We start from the raw sequence: 19125 nt of genomic DNA, 5'->3' as shown, positions 1-19125 counted from the left end.
TTAACTTGATCTTTCTAGGCTTTTTTGCGCTTTAGACGAGTTCCTAATAAACCGAGAGCCACTAAACCAGCTACAGTGGCAGGTTCTGGAGTGGCTTGGGGTTCTGGATCGACACTACTAATTCCTTTGATGAATACAGCAGAGTCTAAAGTTCTATCACCTGCATCAGCAATAGCAAGCTTTAAATTATAAGTTTGTCCAGGAGTTAAACCAGTGGCTTTCGCAGTAAAAACATCCGTGAAACCATCGTACTCAATGTGAAAGGGAGTCGGAATACCCAAATCACTAGGATCATTATTGTTGTAGAATCCAGAGTTTAGATTCTTATTAACGTTGTTAATGGCAACAGGTGTACTGGTTCCAGGAATTAAAGCAATGTTCGTTCCTTCAAAGAAGAAACCAAATACATCATTAGAATTTGAATTAACAAATTCATTGTATTCTTCTGAAGCAAAAGAGTATTGAATGAATAAATCGCCTGTTGCTGAGGTAATATCAAATTCCAGAACAGTCGAATCTAAAGTCGAGAAACCTGGAATTAAAGCATCTAGATCGGCATCTCCTGGAGTGTTAATAAATCCTGTTGAACTGTCGGAATTGTTAGGGCCAAGAGCCAGGTTAACATCACCACTGGTTAAAATAATCCCTTCATTTAATCCCATCACTTCTGAGGGATCTTGGAAGAAACCAGCCGAAAAAAGTGGGCCACTTCCACCCACAAAATTAACATTAGAAATTGATACACCAGATCCAACGATCGATGATGCTAATGCTATTCCATCATCAGAAGGTGAAATAGACATCGAAGTTGAGGTGAATGGATCGCCAATTTGAACCGCTTGTGCTGCCTCAACTCCAGCACCAAAAAGCATAGCAGCTACTCCCAATACGGGAAAGCTACGCGCTAGGGTATTTAGACGCATTAAATTTTGCAACATAATCTTGTTAAATTTTGGGTTAGATGACTTGTCGCCATCATAACAAGACAAAATTTAATAGACAAGATGAGATCGATAATAATTAATAATTTTCACTAATTTTCAGTATATTTACGGAAATAATGGAAACTTTTTCATTCTTATGAGCGTTTAGAGATATAAACACATTATGTATAGACGAAAACAAGTGGATTAGCTGATCGTGGCTGTTTATTTTAAGTTAAAATAATCCTAAAAAATTAGGATTTTTAACGGTTTTTTCTTTGAAAAATTAACGTGATTGATAAATTAAATCGCTCATTTTATCATAAATATTTATGGTTTCTGCCCTTCATGAATCGCTTTGAGGCTATCATAAAGATCATTGGTTAATTGTTCTGCATTATCTTTCATGTCTCCTTTTAGATAATCTCCTACAGGAAGCGCAGAGCCAATTTTAACTCGAACATCGCTACCCCATTTAGGATAAGGATCGCTGTAATGAATACTGAGGGGTAAAATCTTTAAGCCTGAGTTGGGTTCTAATTTCTTGACTTCTAGGGCTATTCGTGCTATGCCTGGTTTAAGAGGATGAACAATGTCATCACGAAAAATCCCACCTTCAGGAAAAATGACGACCATTTCCCCTTGACAAAGAAGTTCGACGCTATGAATTAGACTACCGACACCAGGACGATTTGTATTTACTGGAAAGCCACCCAAACGGCGAATAAACCAACCTTGTAGCCCTTTCATTTCGTTAGCAGATACCATGAAGCGCAAATCTCTGCCACTAACCCATCTTCCAACCGCATAGGGAACTACAAGTGCATCCCAGCGAGAACGATGTATCGGAGCAACAATTACAGGCTCAGTTAAAGGAACATTTTCTCGTCCTACGACATCTATTTTACCAAAATAGCTAGGAAGAATCAGTTGACACCCTAGGGGATAAGCTAGATTCGTTAACCAAGGTGAAACACGAGAATCAATAGCAGTATTTTTCTTTTCGCTCAGGTTAGGGGTCACAGACGTTAGATGAGTCATTGGTTAGAATGTAGGAACAAATTTACCTTATTTCTACTCTAGCTATATAGACTGCGATCGTCTGACTTGTCCATGACAGTTTAGTAGGTGTCTCTTGATTCGTTTGCTATACTTCTGCTTTCACTTTGGGTGAAACGGTAGTGGAAACCATTGCAGCTAATAATTGTTCGGGTGTTACTGTAAAGGGTAAACGATGAATATCCGAATTAGGAAGACAAGTTATTTCAGCAGCATGACGCAACTCAGCTAAAGTGACATCTTTTAACCCTAAGTCTTCCAAGGTTTTTGGTAAACCAATTTCATCATAAAATTTCAGTAATTGTTGTCTAGACGTTACTGCTAATTGATTTCCTAAAATTAATTCCTCAAGACGTAATTGTACTAAGATACCATATGCCACTTTTTCGCCGTGTAGGGCATCATGAGCCTTTAGAATATGAGTTAATCCATTATGTACCGCATGGGCGGCCACTGTACGACAATTTGCACCACCTAACCCACCGATGACACCCGCTAGTAAGACGGTAGCATCGACGACTTCTCTCCAGTCTTCCCCTCCTGGGTTTTGTAATGCGGTAGCTGATTTTTGGAATAATATATCTCTTAGGACTCTTGCTTGTTGAACGGCGGCAATTGTCAGAGTTGCGGTAGAATGACCACTACTAACCGATGCTTCATACCATTTTGCGATCGCATCCCCAATTCCTGCAACTAGCATTCTTTGGGGTGAGGTTTTTAGTAACTCGTAATCTAGAATTAGTAAATCAGGACATTTATTTAAAGGTACATCGTACTGAAACGCACCTTCATTAGTATATATGTTCGATAAGGCTGTCCATGCGGCACAAGTTGCAGCAGAAGTAGGTATAGTGACAACAGGTAAGTTACACTTTTTCGCAATAAGTTTAGATAAATCTAACGCTTTTCCACCTCCCACACCTATAATTAAATCGGCTTGATGTTCTGCTACGATATTTTTTAGGGTAGTTAGAGAAGATTCCGAACAGTCGGGGTGATAGTTTCCGAATCTTGCAGTTAGATGATATTGCTCAAAAATATCTTCAAGATTAGGTTTGACTACTTTTAAAGTTTGTTCTCCTCCAATGATAAGCGGACGAGTGCCTAAAGTAGCGATCGTATTTCCTGCATTTTTTAAAATTCCTTCCCCTTTGATGACTTGAGCAGGAGACATCAAAAGAGGCACAATAGTATTAACTTGTTGAGTCGATGCTTGAGCAATTTTACGAGTCATTAGTTTTAAAACACTCCTAATTTTTAAACAGAAGCTTTTTTCGGTAATTGGGCTAATGCTTTCGGGAAAATCTCGATTTTTAAAGCATTATCGTCTCTTTCCCCTAAAGGACGTGTCGCTTGTCCGAGATAAACTGGAATAGTAACCCCTTCTTTGGGATGTAGTAAAGTTCTAGCGCGAATCATAAATTCATTTGTTCCACCAATACCTACTCTTCCATAGGAAAATAGATTACTAGCAGCTTGACGTAGGGTTGCATCTAACTCGGTTTCGGTAATTTCTGTAGGAACTGTAATCACGACTTGCGTTCCTCCGTTATCATAGACACGGGTGTATCGTACAGCCCCAGGTATTTCGTTTTTAGTGAGTAATCCTAATCCTAAACCAAAAATGCTAAGGGTGATCACAGCCATAAAGCTAGTGACTCCAACTAAACGAAAACGAATACCCCATTTTAGGACAAATGCGAGTAGAGTCAAACCCAAGAAAACAAGGGTAGCTATTGCTGAGTATTTAACGTAGGGTGAAAAATCAGTGGGGAAGTTCATTCTTTTATTTTAATCCTATAAATCGATGAAAACAATTAACCGAACACTAACCTATCCTATTGTAGAAACCTTTCATTCAGTGCAAGGTGAAGGGTTTTGGACGGGTGTAAATGCTTATTTTATCCGTTTAGGGGGCTGTGATGTTTATTGTCCTTGGTGTGATCAAAAAGAGTCATGGAATGCTAAACGTCATCCGCAACAGTCTGTAAATGATTTAGTTCAACAAGCCAAAAACGCTAACCCTGCTATTGTTATTATTACAGGGGGTGAGCCTTTGTTGCATGATCTAACTCCACTAACTCGACAGCTAAAGGAATACGGGTTAAGAACGCATTTAGAAACCTCTGGTAGTCATCCGTTTAGTGGGGTGTTTGACTGGGTGACTTTTTCGCCAAAACAATACAAAAGTCCTGATGAGAGTATTTATCCGCAGGTACAAGAATTAAAGGTGGTTATAGCCAATGAAGATGATTTAAGATGGGCGCAAGAACAAGCACTTTTAGTTCCGTCTCATGCGTTAAAGTATCTTCAAAGCGAATGGAATACCCCAAGTAGTCAGCAACTCATTTTTGATTATGTGCTAAAACATCCCGAATGGCGCATTTCATTACAAAGTCATAAGTTTTTGGGAGTACGCTAGATGAGTAAAAAAGCGGTTGTTTTACTTTCAGGTGGTTTAGATTCGGCAACAACAGCAGCAATAGCCCTCAAAGATGGTTATGATGTAATGGCTCTTTCTTTTAATTATGGACAACGCCACAATAAAGAGTTACAAGCATCGGTCAAAATAGCCCAAGCATTAGGAATAAAAGAACACTATACGATCGATGTTAATCTATCTGGGTGGGGTGGTTCCGCTTTAACCGATAGTGCGATCGCTATTCCCGAAGATGGCGTAAAATCAGATATTATTCCTATTACCTATGTTCCTGGTAGAAATACGGTATTTATTGCCCTTGCGCTTTCATTAGCCGAAGCAAAAGGGTGTAACGCGATTTTCTTAGGCATTAATGCGGTAGACTATTCGGGATATCCTGATTGTCGTCCAGATTATCTAGCAGCCTATCAAAATTTAGCCAATCTATCCTCTAAAGTTGGAGTCGAAGGAAAAGCCCCGCAACTCATTGCACCTTTAATCCATGATACTAAAGTAGATATCGTCCATCGAGCTATTGAATTAGGGATTACCATTACAGATACTTGGTCATGCTATCTTGGGGAAGATGATCCCTGTGGTTTGTGTGACTCTTGTCGCATTCGAGATAAAGCTTTAATTGAAGCGGGTTATCCTGAATACGCTACATCTGTCGGAAAAGAATTATATTTAACTCAAAATACTAGCGCAAAAGCTATCCCTACTATGTCTACTCTCACGTCCGCCAAGTTCCCTGTTTTAGAAGACACCCGCGCTGGCTTACCGAATATCTGCGGTTTTGAAGCACAAATTAGCGAAATTGTCAAGCAAGGCGATCCAGTTTTTTTACACTCAACAAATTTACGTTTAGAAGACATTAACGCTGGTTTTGCGTGCGCCCTTCATATGCACCAACCGACGCTCCCTGCGGGGTTTGAAGGGGCTTTAATAAGTAATTTACAGTATATGTTTGAGCATCCAGCGCAAGGCGATAATCATAATGCGGGCGTATTTGCGTGGTGTTATGGAAGAATGGGTGATTTTATTCCAGATTTGATTAATTATGGCTGTAATCCTCGAATTATGTTGGATTATTCAGGTAATTTATTATGGGGTTTGCGTCAGATGGGGCGCGACGATATCATTAATAATCTTAAACGCATTACCTGTGATCCTCAATATCAGCCTTATGTCGAGTGGTTGGGTACAATGTGGAGTCATGCGGTGATACCTTCTACACCTATTCCAGACATTAAATTACATATCCAAGCGTGGCAACATTATTTCGCGTCTATCTTTGGTTATGATGCCCTGAAACGGGTTAAAGGTTTTTCACCCCCAGAAATGCACCTACCTAACCATCCAGATACCTTGTATGAATATATCAAAGCACTCAAAGAATGTGGCTATCGTTGGTTAATGGTACAGGAACATTCTATCGAAACCCTAGACGGTTCTGGAATACCACAAGATCAAAAATATATCCCTAACCGTTTGGTGGCAAAAAATTCTCACGGTGAAACCATTAGTATTACAGCATTAATTAAAACACAAGGCTCGGATACTAAACTCGTTGCCCAAATGCAGCCTTATTTTGAAGCAAAAGGACGCGGTAAACAGACGATCGGTTCTAAATCTATTCCTTCATTAGTAACACAAATTGCTGATGGAGAAAACGGCGGCGTGATGATGAATGAGTTTCCCCGTGATTTTTTCCGAATATATCACGAAATCCGCGACCAAAATGGAAATCATCAAGGAACGGTGGCAGTCAATGGTACAGAATATCTAGAATTAATTGAGGCTGCGGGTGTTAACCCTGAAGATTATCCCACGTGTCAAGCAGTTCATCAACACAAAATCTGGCAGCGCGTTAATCTAGATGCAGTAACTCCAGAAGCCGTAGAAAATACGATCGCAGAACTAAAATCCACTGACCACAGTTTTAACATGGATGGTGCATCATGGACAAATGATCTAAGTTGGGTCAAAGGATACGAAAATGTTTTAGGCCCAATGAATCAATTTAGTGCATTATTCCATCAAAAATTTGATCCGATGGTCGCCAAAGATCCTACAGTTACCAAGCATCCCGACTATCATCAAGCATTATTACACAATTTACTCTTGCAAACCAGTTGTTTTCGTTATTGGGGACAAGGCATCTGGACAGACTACGCTCGGAGAATATACGATCGCGGTGCGGTATTATTGCGATAGTTATTATCTAATTTGTTTTTCTCTCATATCCATTAGAACGATTCCACCGTGAAATCAATTTCATGGCTTAAAGCTAAAGTCCATTAAAATGGACTGGAGTTGGTTTATGAAAGATAAAAAATTAATTCGGTGATAATGTTAGTTCCATAGTCCACCGTGAAATCAATTTCACGGCTTAAAGCGTAAGTCCATTAAAATGGACTGGAGTCGGTTGAAAGGAACATTTTGCACTATTGTCGGTTAGTTCTATAGTTGATCGTGAAATGAATTTCACGGCTTAAAGCTAAAGTCCATTAAAATGGACTGGAGTCGGTTTCAACCGACTTTAGCTATAAGACAGTGAATTTATTCACTGGCGTTTATTAGCTAATCAATTACCTAATTCAATATATTAATTAACGCTTCTTATTTTCAATGGTTAATACTTCTAACGCATCAAAACAAGAATGGCGAGATGAAATAACAGCCCTTCCACCTTGGTTAAAACGTTCTATTGGGAAAGCGAGTGATATTTCAACCGTTCAACGTATTATCAAACAACGTAATATTCATACTATCTGCGAAGAGGGCAGATGTCCGAACCGAGGCGAATGTTACGCTAATCAAACCGCTACATTTTTACTCATGGGGCCAATATGTACCAGATCTTGTGCATTTTGTCAAGTAGATAAAGGCCATGCCCCAATGCCTTTAGATGCCGATGAACCGCGAAAAGTAGCCGAAGCAGTACAGTTATTAGGTTTGCGATATGTGGTTTTAACATCCGTTGCTAGGGATGATCTTTCTGATGGGGGGGCGAGTGTTTTTGTCCAAACCATGCAAGCAATACGTCAAATAAACCCCGAAACCTTGATCGAAGTTTTAACCCCTGATTTTTGGGGAGGAAAAGGAGGCGAAATAACCCAAAAAGAACGAGTAAAAATCGTAACAACGGCGAAACCTGCTTGTTATAACCACAATATCGAAACCGTCCGACGACTGCAAGATCCTGTTAGACGTGGCGCGAAATACGATCGCACTCTCAATGTACTACGATGGGTCAAAGAATTTGATTCCACTATTCCCACTAAGTCTGGTTTAATGTTAGGACATGGGGAAACCGAAGACGAAATTATCGAAACCATGCGAGATTTAAGGGGTGTAGAATGCGATCGTCTTACACTCGGTCAATATATGCGTCCTTCCCTTGACCATTTACCAGTACAAAAATACTGGACACCCGAAGAATTTGATCGTCTTGGTGAAATTGCTAAAACTTTAGGATTTCTAAGAGTGCGATCGGGCCCTTTGGTTCGCAGTTCCTATCATGCAGGAGAATAGGAATATTAAGCTAATTTGTTACTGTACAAATTTTAATGGATTAAGCGATAAACAGTTTTTTGTAAAATATCTATTCCTTTGCTTGAATTTTTTGTACTAATTGATTAAAAGGTTCCCAATTATTTTCATTCGTTATCGGTTCCCAAACGGATTCAATTACAGGACGAAGTAGGGCAGTTTTGGGGTTATAGTGTTGGAGACGATATCGAATTTGCTCCATTTCATCTATTGGTAATTGTTGTAAGATTTGATGATAAAGTTGTTTCCATGTTGTCCAATTGGCTAAGGGTAATTCAAGATTTTCCAAAATTAAGCTACTTTCTTTGCGCCATCCATCATTAAAGTTTTCACCTAGACTCGCAAAAAAGTCATGATATCCCAGTTGGGTTTCTTGCAATAATTCAATGGTTTTGTAGACAAATTCTTTAGTTTCTGGGAAATGGACTTGATGAAAGCCTAATTTATTCATCATCAGTTGTATATAATAGCGATCGTAATATTCCTCAAATTTCGCTAAACCTGCATCTAAGTCTAAATAACTAATCACCATCGACAGAGGAACTTGTAACATCTCCAGATTTAAGCGACAAATTAATGGTTGATTTCCATAGCTATAGCGTCCCCCATAATCAAAATATGCGGCGATAAAATTGGGGTTATAAGTTGGGATAAACCCATAAGGCCCATAATCAAAACTTTCACCCGTAATTGACATATTATCTGTGTTTAAAACCCCATGACAAAAACCCGCAGCCATCCATTGCGCTGTTAATTTCGCTACTCTTTCGACTAAACTCGCATAAAATTCGGCGTAACGATTTTCCCCAATTTGGATTTCTGGATAATAATAGTCAATGACATGATCGAGTAATTTTTGAATTAAATCCGATCGCTTGAAATAACGTAGGCGTTCAAATGTACCAAAACGTATATGAGATTGACTAAAGCGAACCATGACTGAGGAACGAGTCGGAGACGGTTCATCACCTCGCCATAACGCCTCTCCCGTTTCGATGAGACTCAGACAGCGAGAGGTATTCACTCCCAGATAATGTAATGCTTCTGCGGCTAAAACTTCTCTAACACCACCTTTGAGGGTTAGTCTTCCATCTGCGGTTCTAGAATAGGGTGTACGTCCTGAACCCTTTGTGCCAAAATCATATAATCTTCCGTCGATTCCTCTGACTTGTCCATACAGAAACCCTCTACCATCGCCTAAATAGGGGTTATATTCGCCAAACTGATAACCGTGATAGCGTAAAGCAAGACATTTATTGTGGGGGAAATGTCCAAACGCTTCGATAAAATATTCATCCTCTACCGACTGGCGAGATAATCCCAAAAGCGGAAGAATGCGATCGTTTCTAAAGCGTAGAATATATTCAGGAAAATCAGCCGCACTAACTTGATCGTAATAATCATCTCCTAAATCTTCTATCGCGGGAACATATTCAAGATTGAAAAACGGATTTAGGAAACGGTCACTCATGATACTCTACTGTATTATTGATTTAACTGTTTTTGCCGTATTGCTTGCCGTGTTTGAGTTTGAAATGTTTTAAGAACACCTATATCTAGTTAATGGTATTGTACTAATCGATTTTACTACGGTTTGATACTGCGGTTACGGATTGGGAAAAAAGACGATTTTAGCCATGATAGCTAGAATTCCTCCAGCAAAAACACCAACAACGCTAAAAATGCCAAAAGTTACCGTATTAATGCGATTATCAATACTGTCAAGCCGTTTCTCAATGCCTTTTAATTGTTCATCAGTTTTTGCAACGTAAACATCTAGCTTTTTATCAACAGAATCTATCTTTTTATCAAGAGACTCTATTTTTTTATCAAGATAATCTATCTTTTTATCAAGAGACTCTATCTTTTTATCAAGATAATCTCTAGTCCCGTCTATTTTTCGGTCTAACTCATTAAACCGATTGTTAATCAAATCTTCTAATCGCTTTAAATCGCTTTCTGTTACAGTAGACATTTGCTACACTCCTATTAGATGAAAATATTTGTCATCCCCCCGGAGTTCAGACCTCTAGGGGATTAACTATATTATGAGCTATTTATCGTTCTCTAATGCTACCGTTGCCGTTAATTTTCTTTTTCTCATTATCATCTAGCCTTAAGTCAGTTAATGGCAAGCAATAGTAATTAACAAAATCAGAATGCGAGAAAGTTATGCTCTTTAAAAAGTTAAAACGCTTGAATAGGTTACCTTTCATCGTTTATATTAAATCGTAACACTCTCAGTAATATTGAGCTAATCTTCACTTTATTGATCATCAAACAAATATGGTAGATTCAATTATGTATCAAGAGGACTATTTTGTCGTCTTGGAAACCGAACAAACTGAACAATTTTTAACTCCTGAAGAATTATTAGACAAGTTAAAGGGCGTTATTCAATCTCATCAGCTAGATTTACCAAGCGATTTAGAAAAGTTTCCTACCCTTGAAGAACAAGCAAAATATCTTAGAGATAATTATTGTGAGTTAAATGGCGATGACGGACAATATCTACAATGGTATGTCGTTCGTTTAGAAAAATAAAACTACCTTTTTTAAGAAGTGGTTTTAAGAAGTGCATTAACCAAAAGTTGATGTCTTTTTTCTATAGAATCCTTTCCCGAAAGAATAGTCACATCATCACGAGTCGCTAGTTCTGCCACAATTTCGCTCATCGGTCGTCCTGCCGCGTTTTCAGTCTTTATCCAATCTCTAATTTTATCAAATGGAATATTCTTGATATTACTCATATTAAATTTCCTAATGAAGTCAAGAATTAATTCAAGCCATTTATTTAGCTAGATAAAACACCATCTTTATTAACTTTAATTAAAGCCAGAGTAACTTGATTTTCTACAGGTTGAGTGAATTCAGCGCGAATATCGGGACCAAAAAACTTTTCTATTTTCTCATGTTTTTTCTGCCAATCTTCAAGGGGAACGCAGGGAGAATCAAAGTTAAGAATTAGGGTATAATTTCCATCGACTGCCGTTTCTTGAATCGTTTGGAGTTCGGGTAATTCTTCATCTGATGGACTAATTCCAAGTTTTTCTAATGCTTCATCAAGATGGGCATTTTGTCCATAGCGATAACGAGTCACATCATCACGGATTTTATTTTGAGTGACGGTTGCTTGCTGTTCACGTAAAGCCAAAATTTCGGGCGAAGTGGGTTCACTGAAGGGAATAGGTTTAATTTCCGATGCTTTGAGGGCTAAACCTCCCAGTAGTAGCGGCAGCCCGTAGAAAAATCCAGCTAAATTGAGGGTAGCATTTCCTTGAGCATACGCCACAAAGCCAACAAGAGTCAATATTAAACCCAGAACTAAACCAAGAATCGATAAACGGATTTTTCTTAAAATGAACATTGCACTTTGCGGTTTTTCCTTATTGAACTTCGGCTCATTTTTAAGCCTATCAGATCAAAATTATACTACGATAGTTTGCTCTTATGAAAGTTCTAGGATAGGATGAGATAGCAAGAATTAGTGTATGAAAGAGAAATCTTAATCATGGATAAACTTAGTCTTACTGAAAAAATCAAAACAATCCTTTCAAAACGAGAATTTTTAGCACAGCTTCTGGAAAAACCAGATTTAGGAACATTACGCATTGATGTTAATCAAGCTATTGAAGAATTAGATGAGTTAATCGATGAGTTTAATTTAACCTTTCCTGGCGAAAAATTATCTTAAATCACTGATGATTATAACTCGGCTGGTGTAATCTGTTCATAACGCTCAAACGGTTGATGAATCCAAGGATTATCGGGTAAATACTCGACATAATAATCTGGTTTAATTACCGATGAATCTTTGTACCAGAGTACCGCCGTTCGGACTTCTTGTACTTCATCGGGGAATTTATTTTTTAGCCAATTAATTGTTTCTAATAAAGTAATTCCAGAATCGGCTAAATCGTCTACCAATAAAATTCTATTTCCCATTTTTTCTGTCGTCATGGAAAGATATTTTGAAAAGGTTAATTCTCCACGAGTTTTGTTTTCTTCTCCAGTATAAGAAGATGTAGACAAAATTCCTAAAGGTTTACGAAAAAGACGACTGAGAATATCTCCAACTCTTAATCCTCCTTTAGCAATACAAACAATTTGATCGAATTCCCATTGTGATTGATAAACTAAAACCGCTAACTTTTCTATCTCTTGGTTATAAACATCCCACGACACATACAAATCTGACATATTGACAATGATTGATTCAGGTAGAAAAACAAGTAAACTGACTCTTAGTATAATCCAACTTTAACCATTTAAAACCAAAAAAATCTAAAATATTTTGGTAAATAACATGACTCAAGCCAATAATAATCATTCAGAAAAACTACAAATAACAACTAAACTCGCTTATGGTACGGGTGATTTTGGACCTGCAATTACGGCTAATATTTTAGTTTTTTATCTCCTGTTTTTTCTCACAGAAGTTGCAGGATTATCACCAGGGCGAGCGGGTTTAGTGTTAATGATTGGAAAAATCGCCGATGCAATTAATGATCCGTTTATTGGTGTCTTAAGCGATCGTACACAATCTAAATGGGGTCGTCGTCTTCCTTGGATGTTATTAGGGGCTATTCCTTTTGGTTTAATTTATTATTTACAGTGGCTTGTTCCTCGTTTTAGCGATGATCAAAATATTAATAGTTGGGGATTATTTGCTTATTATGTTTTTATTGGAATTGTCTTTAATCTGGCTTATACAATGATTAATTTACCCTATCAAGCATTAACCCCAGAATTAACTTTAGATTATCAAGAAAGAACGAATTTAAATAGTTTTCGTTTTGCTTTTTCCATTGGGGGAAGTATTTTATCTCTCATTTTATATATTTTTGTGGCTAATACTTATCCGAATCAACTTTTAAAAACATTTATTATATTAGGCATATTTTGTTCAATTCTTTCTGTTATTGCGACAATTGGTTGTAGTCTAAATTTACAAGAGAGAGGCGCAAAACCAATACTTGATAATAGAAATAAAAAACGAGTTGGCTATATTTCTTTAATTTTTGGTATTTTACTTTCTGTTTACGGCGTTCTTAAAATTCCTTTAACTGGTAAGTTTGATGCTTACTCAATGTTTTATATTCTTTTAGGTGCATTGATGGGATTATTTACTTATACTTTTCTTAAAGGAAAAATAGAAACTCATTTATGTGATGCTCAAGCAATAGAAGAAAGACAGCAAGCGATTGATACACCTTCTATTCCTTTTCGAGAACAATTAAAAATAGCTTTTGCTAATAAACCTTTTTTGTATGTAATTGGGATTTATCTTTTTTCTTGGTTAGCAGTTCAATTAACCGCCTCAATTCTAGTTTATTTTGTGGTTAGTTGGATGAGATTACCCGAACAACAATCAGGAACTGTCGCTTTAGCAGTTCAAGGTACAGCACTAATTATGTTATTTTTCTGGCAATGGGTTAGCCATAAATTAGATAAAAAAGTCGTTTATTTTTTGGGTTCAATCATTTGGTTAATCGCTCAAATTGGACTTTTTACACTACAACCAGGACAAGTAACATTAATGTATATCTTAGCGATTTTAGCCGGTGTTGGAGTTGCTGTTGCTTATCTCATTCCTTGGTCAATGATTCCAGATGTTATAGAATTAGATGAATTACAAACAGGGCAACGTCGAGAAGGTATTTTTTATGCTTTCATGGTCTTATTACAAAAGTTTGGTTTAGCCTTTGGTTTATTTATTGTTGGAATAGCCTTAGAAGCAGCCGGATTTATTGAAAGAATTCCCGATAAACCCATTCCTCTACAGCCTGAAAGTGCTTTATTTGCTATTCGCTTGACAGTCGCGCCATTACCAGCAGTATTTCTAATCTGTGGTATGATTTTAGCTTATTTTTATCCCATTACTCGTGAAGTTCATGCAGATATTGTAAACAAGCTACAAGAACGAAGACAGCAAAAAGAGTAATTGTCAAAAGTGACAGATCATTGTAAGATTATTTCGGTTAAATTAAATGACATCAATCGAATTGTATGCCAGATATTGTAGATGTTGCCGTCGGTTCAGATAGTTTTAAAACCCTCGTTGCTGCTGTTGTCGCTGCTAACTTAGTCGATACCTTAAAAAGTCCTGGCCCTTTTACCGTTTTTGCACCCACTGACGACGCATTCGCAAAACTTCCCCCAGGAACAATTCATACTTTATTACAAAATATTCCCCAGTTAACTCGTATTTTAACTTTTCATGTTGCTTCAGGAAAATACATGAAAGCCGATTTAGAAAAAATGGGAGTTGTTACATCGATCGAAGGTTCACCTATTCCCATTGATTGTTCAGATGGTTTTGAGGTCAAAAATGCCACCGTTTTACAAGGTGATATCGAAGTCGATAACGGGGTGATTCATGTCATTGATACAGTTATTTTGATGGGATAAATTATTGTTATGTGTTAAACATGAGGGAACGATTTTCCATGTAGAGGTTCTGATTTAAAAGTGAGTCGTTAGTTAGTCGGGTAAATTGCACTAAAATCAAGGTCAGGAGGAATTGTTATGGAAACTACTGTCCAAGAAATTTTTGCCCAAGTGGTTCGCGTCTTGTCACCAACTGAGCGGCTGCGATTGGCAACGCTCATTCTTAACGATCTTGTTGGGCAACAGCTACCATCGGTGGATTACAGTGATATTTGGACTGAGGAGGATCAGATTGATCTTATAAATTTTTCACTACAGTATGCAGCTACAACTTTGTCTGATACGGAGGGGGGCTGATTTGTGACGTTCTATCCAGGAGATTTAGCCACAGTTGATTTTCCTGGTGTAACAGGAGTTAAACGCCGTCCAGTCGTCGTCCTTTCATCTGAAATTTACCATTCACTTAGACCAGATGTGATAGTTGGACTCATTACAACTCAGACAAAGGTACTAGGAGTTACTGATTATGCACTTCAGGACTGGGCATCAGCAGGGTTGCGGGCTGCTTCAGTGTTTCGTTGCTTTATCGTGACCCTGCCACCATCCGCGAATCTAGTTGTGTTTGGACACTTATCGGAGCGCGATTGGCAAGGTGTTAAGGCTTGTGTAAAAATATCGCTCACAACTTTAGATGATGCAACACCATAGGTTTAAGTGTCATCGTTCCTTTACTCTCAAATGCCCTCCTTTTACCCTATAAGAAACAATCAATCCTGATTTTTTTCCAAATTAAACTTATAATCTATGACCAAATCTTGCTCAGATTTAGGGTAAAGTTGGGTAAGACATCTTCACCTGATAGCGTCATTGGACAATCTAAAATTTCTACTTCTTTTCCAGTTCGATAAATCTCGACTTTTTTAGTTAAAGGATCGATTAACCAAGCTAAACGTGTTCCATTAGCGATATATTCTTGCATTTTTTCTTGTAGAGATTTTAAAGAATCCGTTTTAGAACGCAATTCGACCACAAAATCAGGACAAATCGGAGAAAATTTCTGTTTTTGTTCAGTAGTTAAAGTGTTCCATTTTTCTAGGGGTATCCAAGACGCATCAGGAGAACGATTTGCACCATTTGGTAGTTTAAAACAAGTGGAAGAATCGAAAGCGATACCCGTTCCATCTTCATCCGTCCAAGTTACTAACCGTGCAGTCAATCTAGCATTTTTATTACCCGTTTCGCCTCCAGTGGGTGGCATAATAATCAAATCTCCTTTAGCATTGCGTTCAAAACGATAATCTTTATTATTGGCACAGAGTTGGAAAAATTGTTCATCGCTTAATTCAATCGAATCTAAGTCTAATGTAAAGTAAGTCATAAGTATTTATTCTAGGGTTTAATGAATAACGATCGCTCCCTTTTTCTCCTTTATAATACCCCGCAAAATGGTTTAAAATGGTAGATCTGGGGCATCATAAACAAGCGCAACATTAGCCGAATTTTTTTAAGGAAAGGGAGAAACGATCGCTGTGGTTATACAAATAGATTCTAACCAAACCTATGAAGCAAAAACTCAAGAAATTGCCAAACAACTTTTAGCCGAAACTCGTCAAAAACGATCCCTGTGGGCGCAACTACAAGATCAGATGCGCTGGGATGATAAACTATTAGCTTGGACGATGAGTAATCCAAACTTACGGGTGCAAATGTTTCGCTTCATCGACTGTTTACCTGCACTAAGGAGTAAGGGAGAAATTGCCAATCATCTGCAACAATATTTAGGAGATGAATCTGTAGAACTTCCCGCAGCCTTAAAAGGAGTTCTTAACTTTACAGATCCTAATACACCTCCCGCGCAACTGGCTGCAACAACAATCAGTAAAGCGGTTGAAACCCTAGCCCTCAAATATATCGCGGGTGAAGATATTGGGCAAATCACTAAAACCGTTGAACGTCTCCGCTCTCTAAAAATGGCTTTTACCATTGACTTACTCGGTGAAGCAGTGATTACCGAAACTGAAGCAAAAGACTATCTACAAGCTTACTTAGATCTCATGCAACATCTAAGTCAACAAGCGAAAAAATGGTCAAAGGTTCCCGAAATCGATGAAGCAGATGGAGAACCATTACCACAAATCCAAGTTTCTGTCAAGTTAACAGCCTTTTATTCTCAGTTCGATTCATTTGATCCAGAAGGAAGTAAAGCCAAAGTTTGCGATCGCATCCGTATCTTACTGCGTCGGGCCGAAGAATTAGGGTCGGCGGTACACTTCGATATGGAACAATACAAATACAAAGATCTCACCATCAGCATCTTACAAGATTTACTGCTAGAAGAAGAATTTCGCACACGTACTAATATTGGTGTCACCCTGCAAGCTTATCTCAAAGACTCAGAACAAGACCTAAAAAACTGGATCGAATGGGCCAAAAAACGAGGCTATCCGATCACCATTCGTTTAGTCAAAGGGGCATACTGGGATCAAGAAACGATTAAATCACTCCAAAATCATTGGCCTCAACCCGTATATAACGATAAAGCCGAAACGGATCTAAATTTTGAACGGATGACGCGGTTACTCTTAGAAAATCATCAATATCTATATGCAGCTATCGGCAGTCATAACGTTAGATCCCAGTCCTTAGCTTGTGCGATCGCAGAAACCCTCAACATTCCTCGTCGTCGCTTCGAGATGCAGGTTTTGTACGGAATGGGAGATCAACTCGCTAAAGCATTAGTCAAACGGGGACATCGAGTTAGGGTATATTCACCCTATGGGGATCTCTTACCCGGAATGGCCTATCTAATTCGTCGTTTATTGGAAAATACCGCTAATAGTTCTTTTTTACGGCAAAATCTCGAAGAAAGACCCATAGATGAACTGATTGCACCGCCAAAAGTCGGTAATGCTTCCCAACCGATATCTAATGGTTATCCCAATGCACCTGATACCGATTATGCTAATTCAGATCTCAGAAATCAAGCCGAAAAAGCTTTAGTACAAGTTCGCGGTGAACTCGGAAAAACCTACAAGCCTCTGATTAATGGAGAGTACATTAATACTAATCAGACTGTAGATTCCGTTAATCCTTCTAACCCCAGTGAACTGATCGGACTCCTTGGCTTACTATCCGTAGAACAAGCCGAAATTGCCCTAAAATCAGCTAAAGAAGCATTTACCGCGTGGAAAAAGACTCCCGTTAGAGTACGCGCAGGAATCTTACGAAAAGCTGCCGAAATCATGGAAAAACGGCGACATGAACTCAACGCTTGGATCTGTTTAGAAGTCGGGAAAGTGATCCAACAAGCAGACGCAGAAGTATCAGAAGCGATCGATTTTTGTCGATATTATGCCGATGAAATGGAAAGATTAGATCAAGGGTATGTTTTAGATGTAGCAGGAGAAACCAACCGTTATATCTATCAACCGCGTGGTATTGCCTTAGTCATTTCGCCTTGGAATTTCCCGTTTGCGATCGCAGTAGGAATGACAGTCGCAGCATTGGTTACAGGAAACTGTACCTTACTAAAACCTGCTGAAACCTCCTCTATTATTGCCGCTAAAATCACCGAAATCTTAATCGATGCAGGTATTCCTAAAGGTGTCTTTCAGTTTGTTCCGGGGAAAGGATCAGAAGTGGGTGCATATATGGTAAAACATCCAGACGTACATCTGATCGCTTTTACAGGTTCTCGTGAAGTGGGATGTCGTATTTATGCCGATGCAGCCATTCTACAACCAAGACAAAAACACCTAAAACGAGTTATTGCAGAGATGGGCGGAAAAAATGCCATCATTGTCGATGAAAGTGCAGACTTAGATCAAGCGGTTGCAGGTGTCGTGTATTCTGCATTCGGTTACAGTGGTCAAAAATGTTCTGCTTGTTCTAGAGTCATTGTACTAGATCCTGTTCATGATGCTTTTGTTGAAAGATTTGTCGAAGCAACGAAATCATTAAATATCGGCCCAACGGATCTACCCAGTACCCAAGTCGGCCCCGTCATTGATGCTACTGCCCAAGCCCGTATTAAAGAGTATATCGCCAAAGGGAAAACAGAGTCAGAAGTAGCTTTAGAAAGAGAAGCCCCAGAAAATGGCTATTTTGTCGGGCCAACCATCTTTAAAAATGTATCAGCTAATGCAACGATCGCACAAGAAGAAATCTTTGGCCCTGTGGTTGCAGTAATACGAGTAAAAAACTTCGATGAAGCATTACAGGTAGCCAACGGAACCGACTATGCTTTAACTGGGGGTTTGTATTCCCGTACTCCAGAACACATCGAACGCGCAAACGCAGAATTTGAAGTCGGTAACTTATATATTAATCGAGGAATTACAGGGGCGATCGTCTCTCGTCAACCCTTTGGCGGTTTCAAGCTATCGGGTGTCGGTTCAAAAGCAGGTGGGCCAGATTATTTATTACAATTCCTAGAACCACGTCATATCAGCGAAAACATTCAGCGACAAGGGTTTGCACCCATTGAAGGGGTAGACTAGATCAGTTTTAGAGGTGGGTTTTCAAATCCCACCTTGTTTTACTGATTTAAGTAGCTAATCATTATCTTCTCTTTTTCAAAACACTACTGATTTCAAAATATTTTTATAAAGATTTTTAAAAAGAATTTTAGAGGGTTTCAACACCTGTTTATTTTTTTAAGCTTTTTTTACAATAAATCCTAAAGTAAGTCTTTTTATTAAGAATTAAGATAAATTCTGGAATTCATTGAACATCTATTGAACAGATTACTACACGTAAAATCAAATTGACCTCTTAAAA

At 38.4% G+C, this 19125-nt stretch carries 21 protein-coding genes and 1 pseudogene; 11 read left to right on the top strand and 11 right to left on the bottom strand.

What is annotated here, in order from left to right:
• Positions 1-14: 14 nt before the first annotated feature.
• From C7H19_RS02150 to C7H19_RS02135, 4 genes are all read right to left on the bottom strand, one after another.
• Positions 15-938, bottom strand: coding sequence for a choice-of-anchor L family PEP-CTERM protein (locus C7H19_RS02150; RefSeq protein ID WP_106455247.1), 924 nt, complete (start codon positions 936-938; stop codon positions 15-17).
• 315 nt (positions 939-1253) lie between these two features.
• Positions 1254-1964, bottom strand: coding sequence for a lysophospholipid acyltransferase family protein (locus tag C7H19_RS02145; protein WP_106455246.1), 711 nt, complete (start codon positions 1962-1964; stop codon positions 1254-1256).
• Positions 1965-2070: 106 nt separating this feature from the next.
• Positions 2071-3216 carry an iron-containing alcohol dehydrogenase family protein gene (locus C7H19_RS02140; protein ID WP_106455245.1) on the bottom strand — a complete coding sequence of 382 codons (1146 nt, stop codon included), beginning with the start codon at positions 3214-3216 and terminating at the stop codon, positions 2071-2073.
• A 23-nt stretch (positions 3217-3239) separates the two neighbouring features.
• Complete coding sequence (locus C7H19_RS02135) at positions 3240-3764, bottom strand: Ycf51 family protein (RefSeq protein ID WP_106455244.1); 525 nt, start codon at positions 3762-3764, stop codon at positions 3240-3242.
• Between the two features lie 25 nt (positions 3765-3789).
• Between C7H19_RS02135 and C7H19_RS02130 the strand changes: the two genes are divergently transcribed.
• The 4 genes and pseudogenes from C7H19_RS02130 (at position 3790) to lipA (ending at position 7938) form a co-directional block, all read left to right on the top strand.
• Positions 3790-4404 (top strand): 7-carboxy-7-deazaguanine synthase QueE, encoded by a 615-nt coding sequence (locus C7H19_RS02130; RefSeq protein ID WP_106455243.1) that lies wholly within the window; start codon positions 3790-3792, stop codon positions 4402-4404.
• Positions 4405-5079: pseudogene (gene queC, locus C7H19_RS26120) on the top strand (7-cyano-7-deazaguanine synthase QueC); the annotation flags it as partial.
• Positions 5080-5124: 45 nt separating this feature from the next.
• Positions 5125-6618, top strand: a complete 1494-nt coding sequence (locus C7H19_RS02125) for a glycosyl hydrolase family 57 (protein ID WP_219907567.1) — start codon at positions 5125-5127, stop codon at positions 6616-6618.
• A 414-nt stretch (positions 6619-7032) separates the two neighbouring features.
• Positions 7033-7938 (top strand): lipoyl synthase, encoded by a 906-nt coding sequence (lipA, locus tag C7H19_RS02120; RefSeq protein ID WP_106455241.1) that lies wholly within the window; start codon positions 7033-7035, stop codon positions 7936-7938.
• A gap of 70 nt (positions 7939-8008) precedes the next feature.
• Here lipA and C7H19_RS02115 read toward each other — a convergent pair whose 3' ends face one another.
• Positions 8009-9427: a protein adenylyltransferase SelO gene (locus C7H19_RS02115; RefSeq protein ID WP_106455240.1), complete on the bottom strand. Its 1419-nt coding sequence runs from the start codon at positions 9425-9427 to the stop codon at positions 8009-8011.
• Between the two features lie 135 nt (positions 9428-9562).
• On the bottom strand, positions 9563-9931 hold the full coding sequence (locus C7H19_RS02110; RefSeq protein ID WP_106455239.1) for a hypothetical protein: 369 nt from the start codon (positions 9929-9931) through the stop codon (positions 9563-9565).
• Between the two features lie 311 nt (positions 9932-10242).
• Between C7H19_RS02110 and C7H19_RS02105 the strand changes: the two genes are divergently transcribed.
• Complete coding sequence (locus C7H19_RS02105; protein WP_106455238.1) at positions 10243-10500, top strand: CRR7 family NDH-1 assembly protein; 258 nt, start codon at positions 10243-10245, stop codon at positions 10498-10500.
• Positions 10501-10511: 11 nt separating this feature from the next.
• Here C7H19_RS02105 and C7H19_RS02100 read toward each other — a convergent pair whose 3' ends face one another.
• Both C7H19_RS02100 and C7H19_RS02095 read right to left on the bottom strand, forming a co-directional pair.
• The gene (locus tag C7H19_RS02100) at positions 10512-10706 is read right to left on the bottom strand and encodes a hypothetical protein (protein ID WP_106455237.1); all 195 of its coding nucleotides are present in this window, start codon (positions 10704-10706) and stop codon (positions 10512-10514) included.
• A gap of 44 nt (positions 10707-10750) precedes the next feature.
• Complete coding sequence (locus tag C7H19_RS02095) at positions 10751-11317, bottom strand: DUF2854 domain-containing protein (RefSeq protein ID WP_106455472.1); 567 nt, start codon at positions 11315-11317, stop codon at positions 10751-10753.
• A 150-nt stretch (positions 11318-11467) separates the two neighbouring features.
• On the opposite strand from C7H19_RS02095, the gene C7H19_RS02090 reads away from it, so the two are divergent.
• Positions 11468-11650, top strand: coding sequence for a hypothetical protein (locus C7H19_RS02090; RefSeq protein ID WP_106455236.1), 183 nt, complete (start codon positions 11468-11470; stop codon positions 11648-11650).
• Between the two features lie 11 nt (positions 11651-11661).
• On the opposite strand, the gene C7H19_RS02085 is transcribed toward C7H19_RS02090, so the two are convergent.
• Positions 11662-12156 carry a phosphoribosyltransferase gene (locus C7H19_RS02085; RefSeq protein ID WP_106455235.1) on the bottom strand — a complete coding sequence of 165 codons (495 nt, stop codon included), beginning with the start codon at positions 12154-12156 and terminating at the stop codon, positions 11662-11664.
• 106 nt (positions 12157-12262) lie between these two features.
• On the opposite strand from C7H19_RS02085, the gene C7H19_RS02080 reads away from it, so the two are divergent.
• Entirely contained in the window at positions 12263-13900 is a 1638-nt protein-coding gene (locus C7H19_RS02080; protein ID WP_106455234.1) for an MFS transporter, read from the top strand.
• Between the two features lie 65 nt (positions 13901-13965).
• A complete protein-coding gene (locus C7H19_RS02075; RefSeq protein WP_106455233.1) occupies positions 13966-14367 on the top strand; it encodes a fasciclin domain-containing protein in 402 nt (133 codons plus the stop codon).
• A gap of 68 nt (positions 14368-14435) precedes the next feature.
• Here C7H19_RS02075 and C7H19_RS26980 read toward each other — a convergent pair whose 3' ends face one another.
• Positions 14436-14567: a hypothetical protein gene (locus C7H19_RS26980; protein WP_281261713.1), complete on the bottom strand. Its 132-nt coding sequence runs from the start codon at positions 14565-14567 to the stop codon at positions 14436-14438.
• Between C7H19_RS26980 and C7H19_RS26645 the strand changes: the two genes are divergently transcribed.
• Both C7H19_RS26645 and C7H19_RS02065 read left to right on the top strand, forming a co-directional pair.
• Positions 14518-14703, top strand: coding sequence for a hypothetical protein (locus C7H19_RS26645; protein ID WP_245927262.1), 186 nt, complete (start codon positions 14518-14520; stop codon positions 14701-14703). The genes C7H19_RS26980 and C7H19_RS26645 overlap by 50 nt on opposite strands.
• A gap of 3 nt (positions 14704-14706) precedes the next feature.
• Positions 14707-15054, top strand: coding sequence for a type II toxin-antitoxin system PemK/MazF family toxin (locus C7H19_RS02065; RefSeq protein WP_106455231.1), 348 nt, complete (start codon positions 14707-14709; stop codon positions 15052-15054).
• Between the two features lie 94 nt (positions 15055-15148).
• Here C7H19_RS02065 and C7H19_RS02060 read toward each other — a convergent pair whose 3' ends face one another.
• Positions 15149-15724: a Uma2 family endonuclease gene (locus C7H19_RS02060; RefSeq protein WP_106455230.1), complete on the bottom strand. Its 576-nt coding sequence runs from the start codon at positions 15722-15724 to the stop codon at positions 15149-15151.
• Between the two features lie 151 nt (positions 15725-15875).
• Between C7H19_RS02060 and pruA the strand changes: the two genes are divergently transcribed.
• Positions 15876-18845: an L-glutamate gamma-semialdehyde dehydrogenase gene (gene pruA, locus C7H19_RS02055; RefSeq protein WP_106455229.1), complete on the top strand. Its 2970-nt coding sequence runs from the start codon at positions 15876-15878 to the stop codon at positions 18843-18845.
• Positions 18846-19125 lie beyond the last annotated feature (280 nt).

It is taken from the genome of Aphanothece hegewaldii CCALA 016, assembly GCF_003007785.1.
Classification (GTDB): domain Bacteria; phylum Cyanobacteriota; class Cyanobacteriia; order Cyanobacteriales; family Microcystaceae; genus Chroococcus; species Chroococcus hegewaldii.
This window is presented reverse-complemented; position numbering and strand designations above follow the sequence as displayed.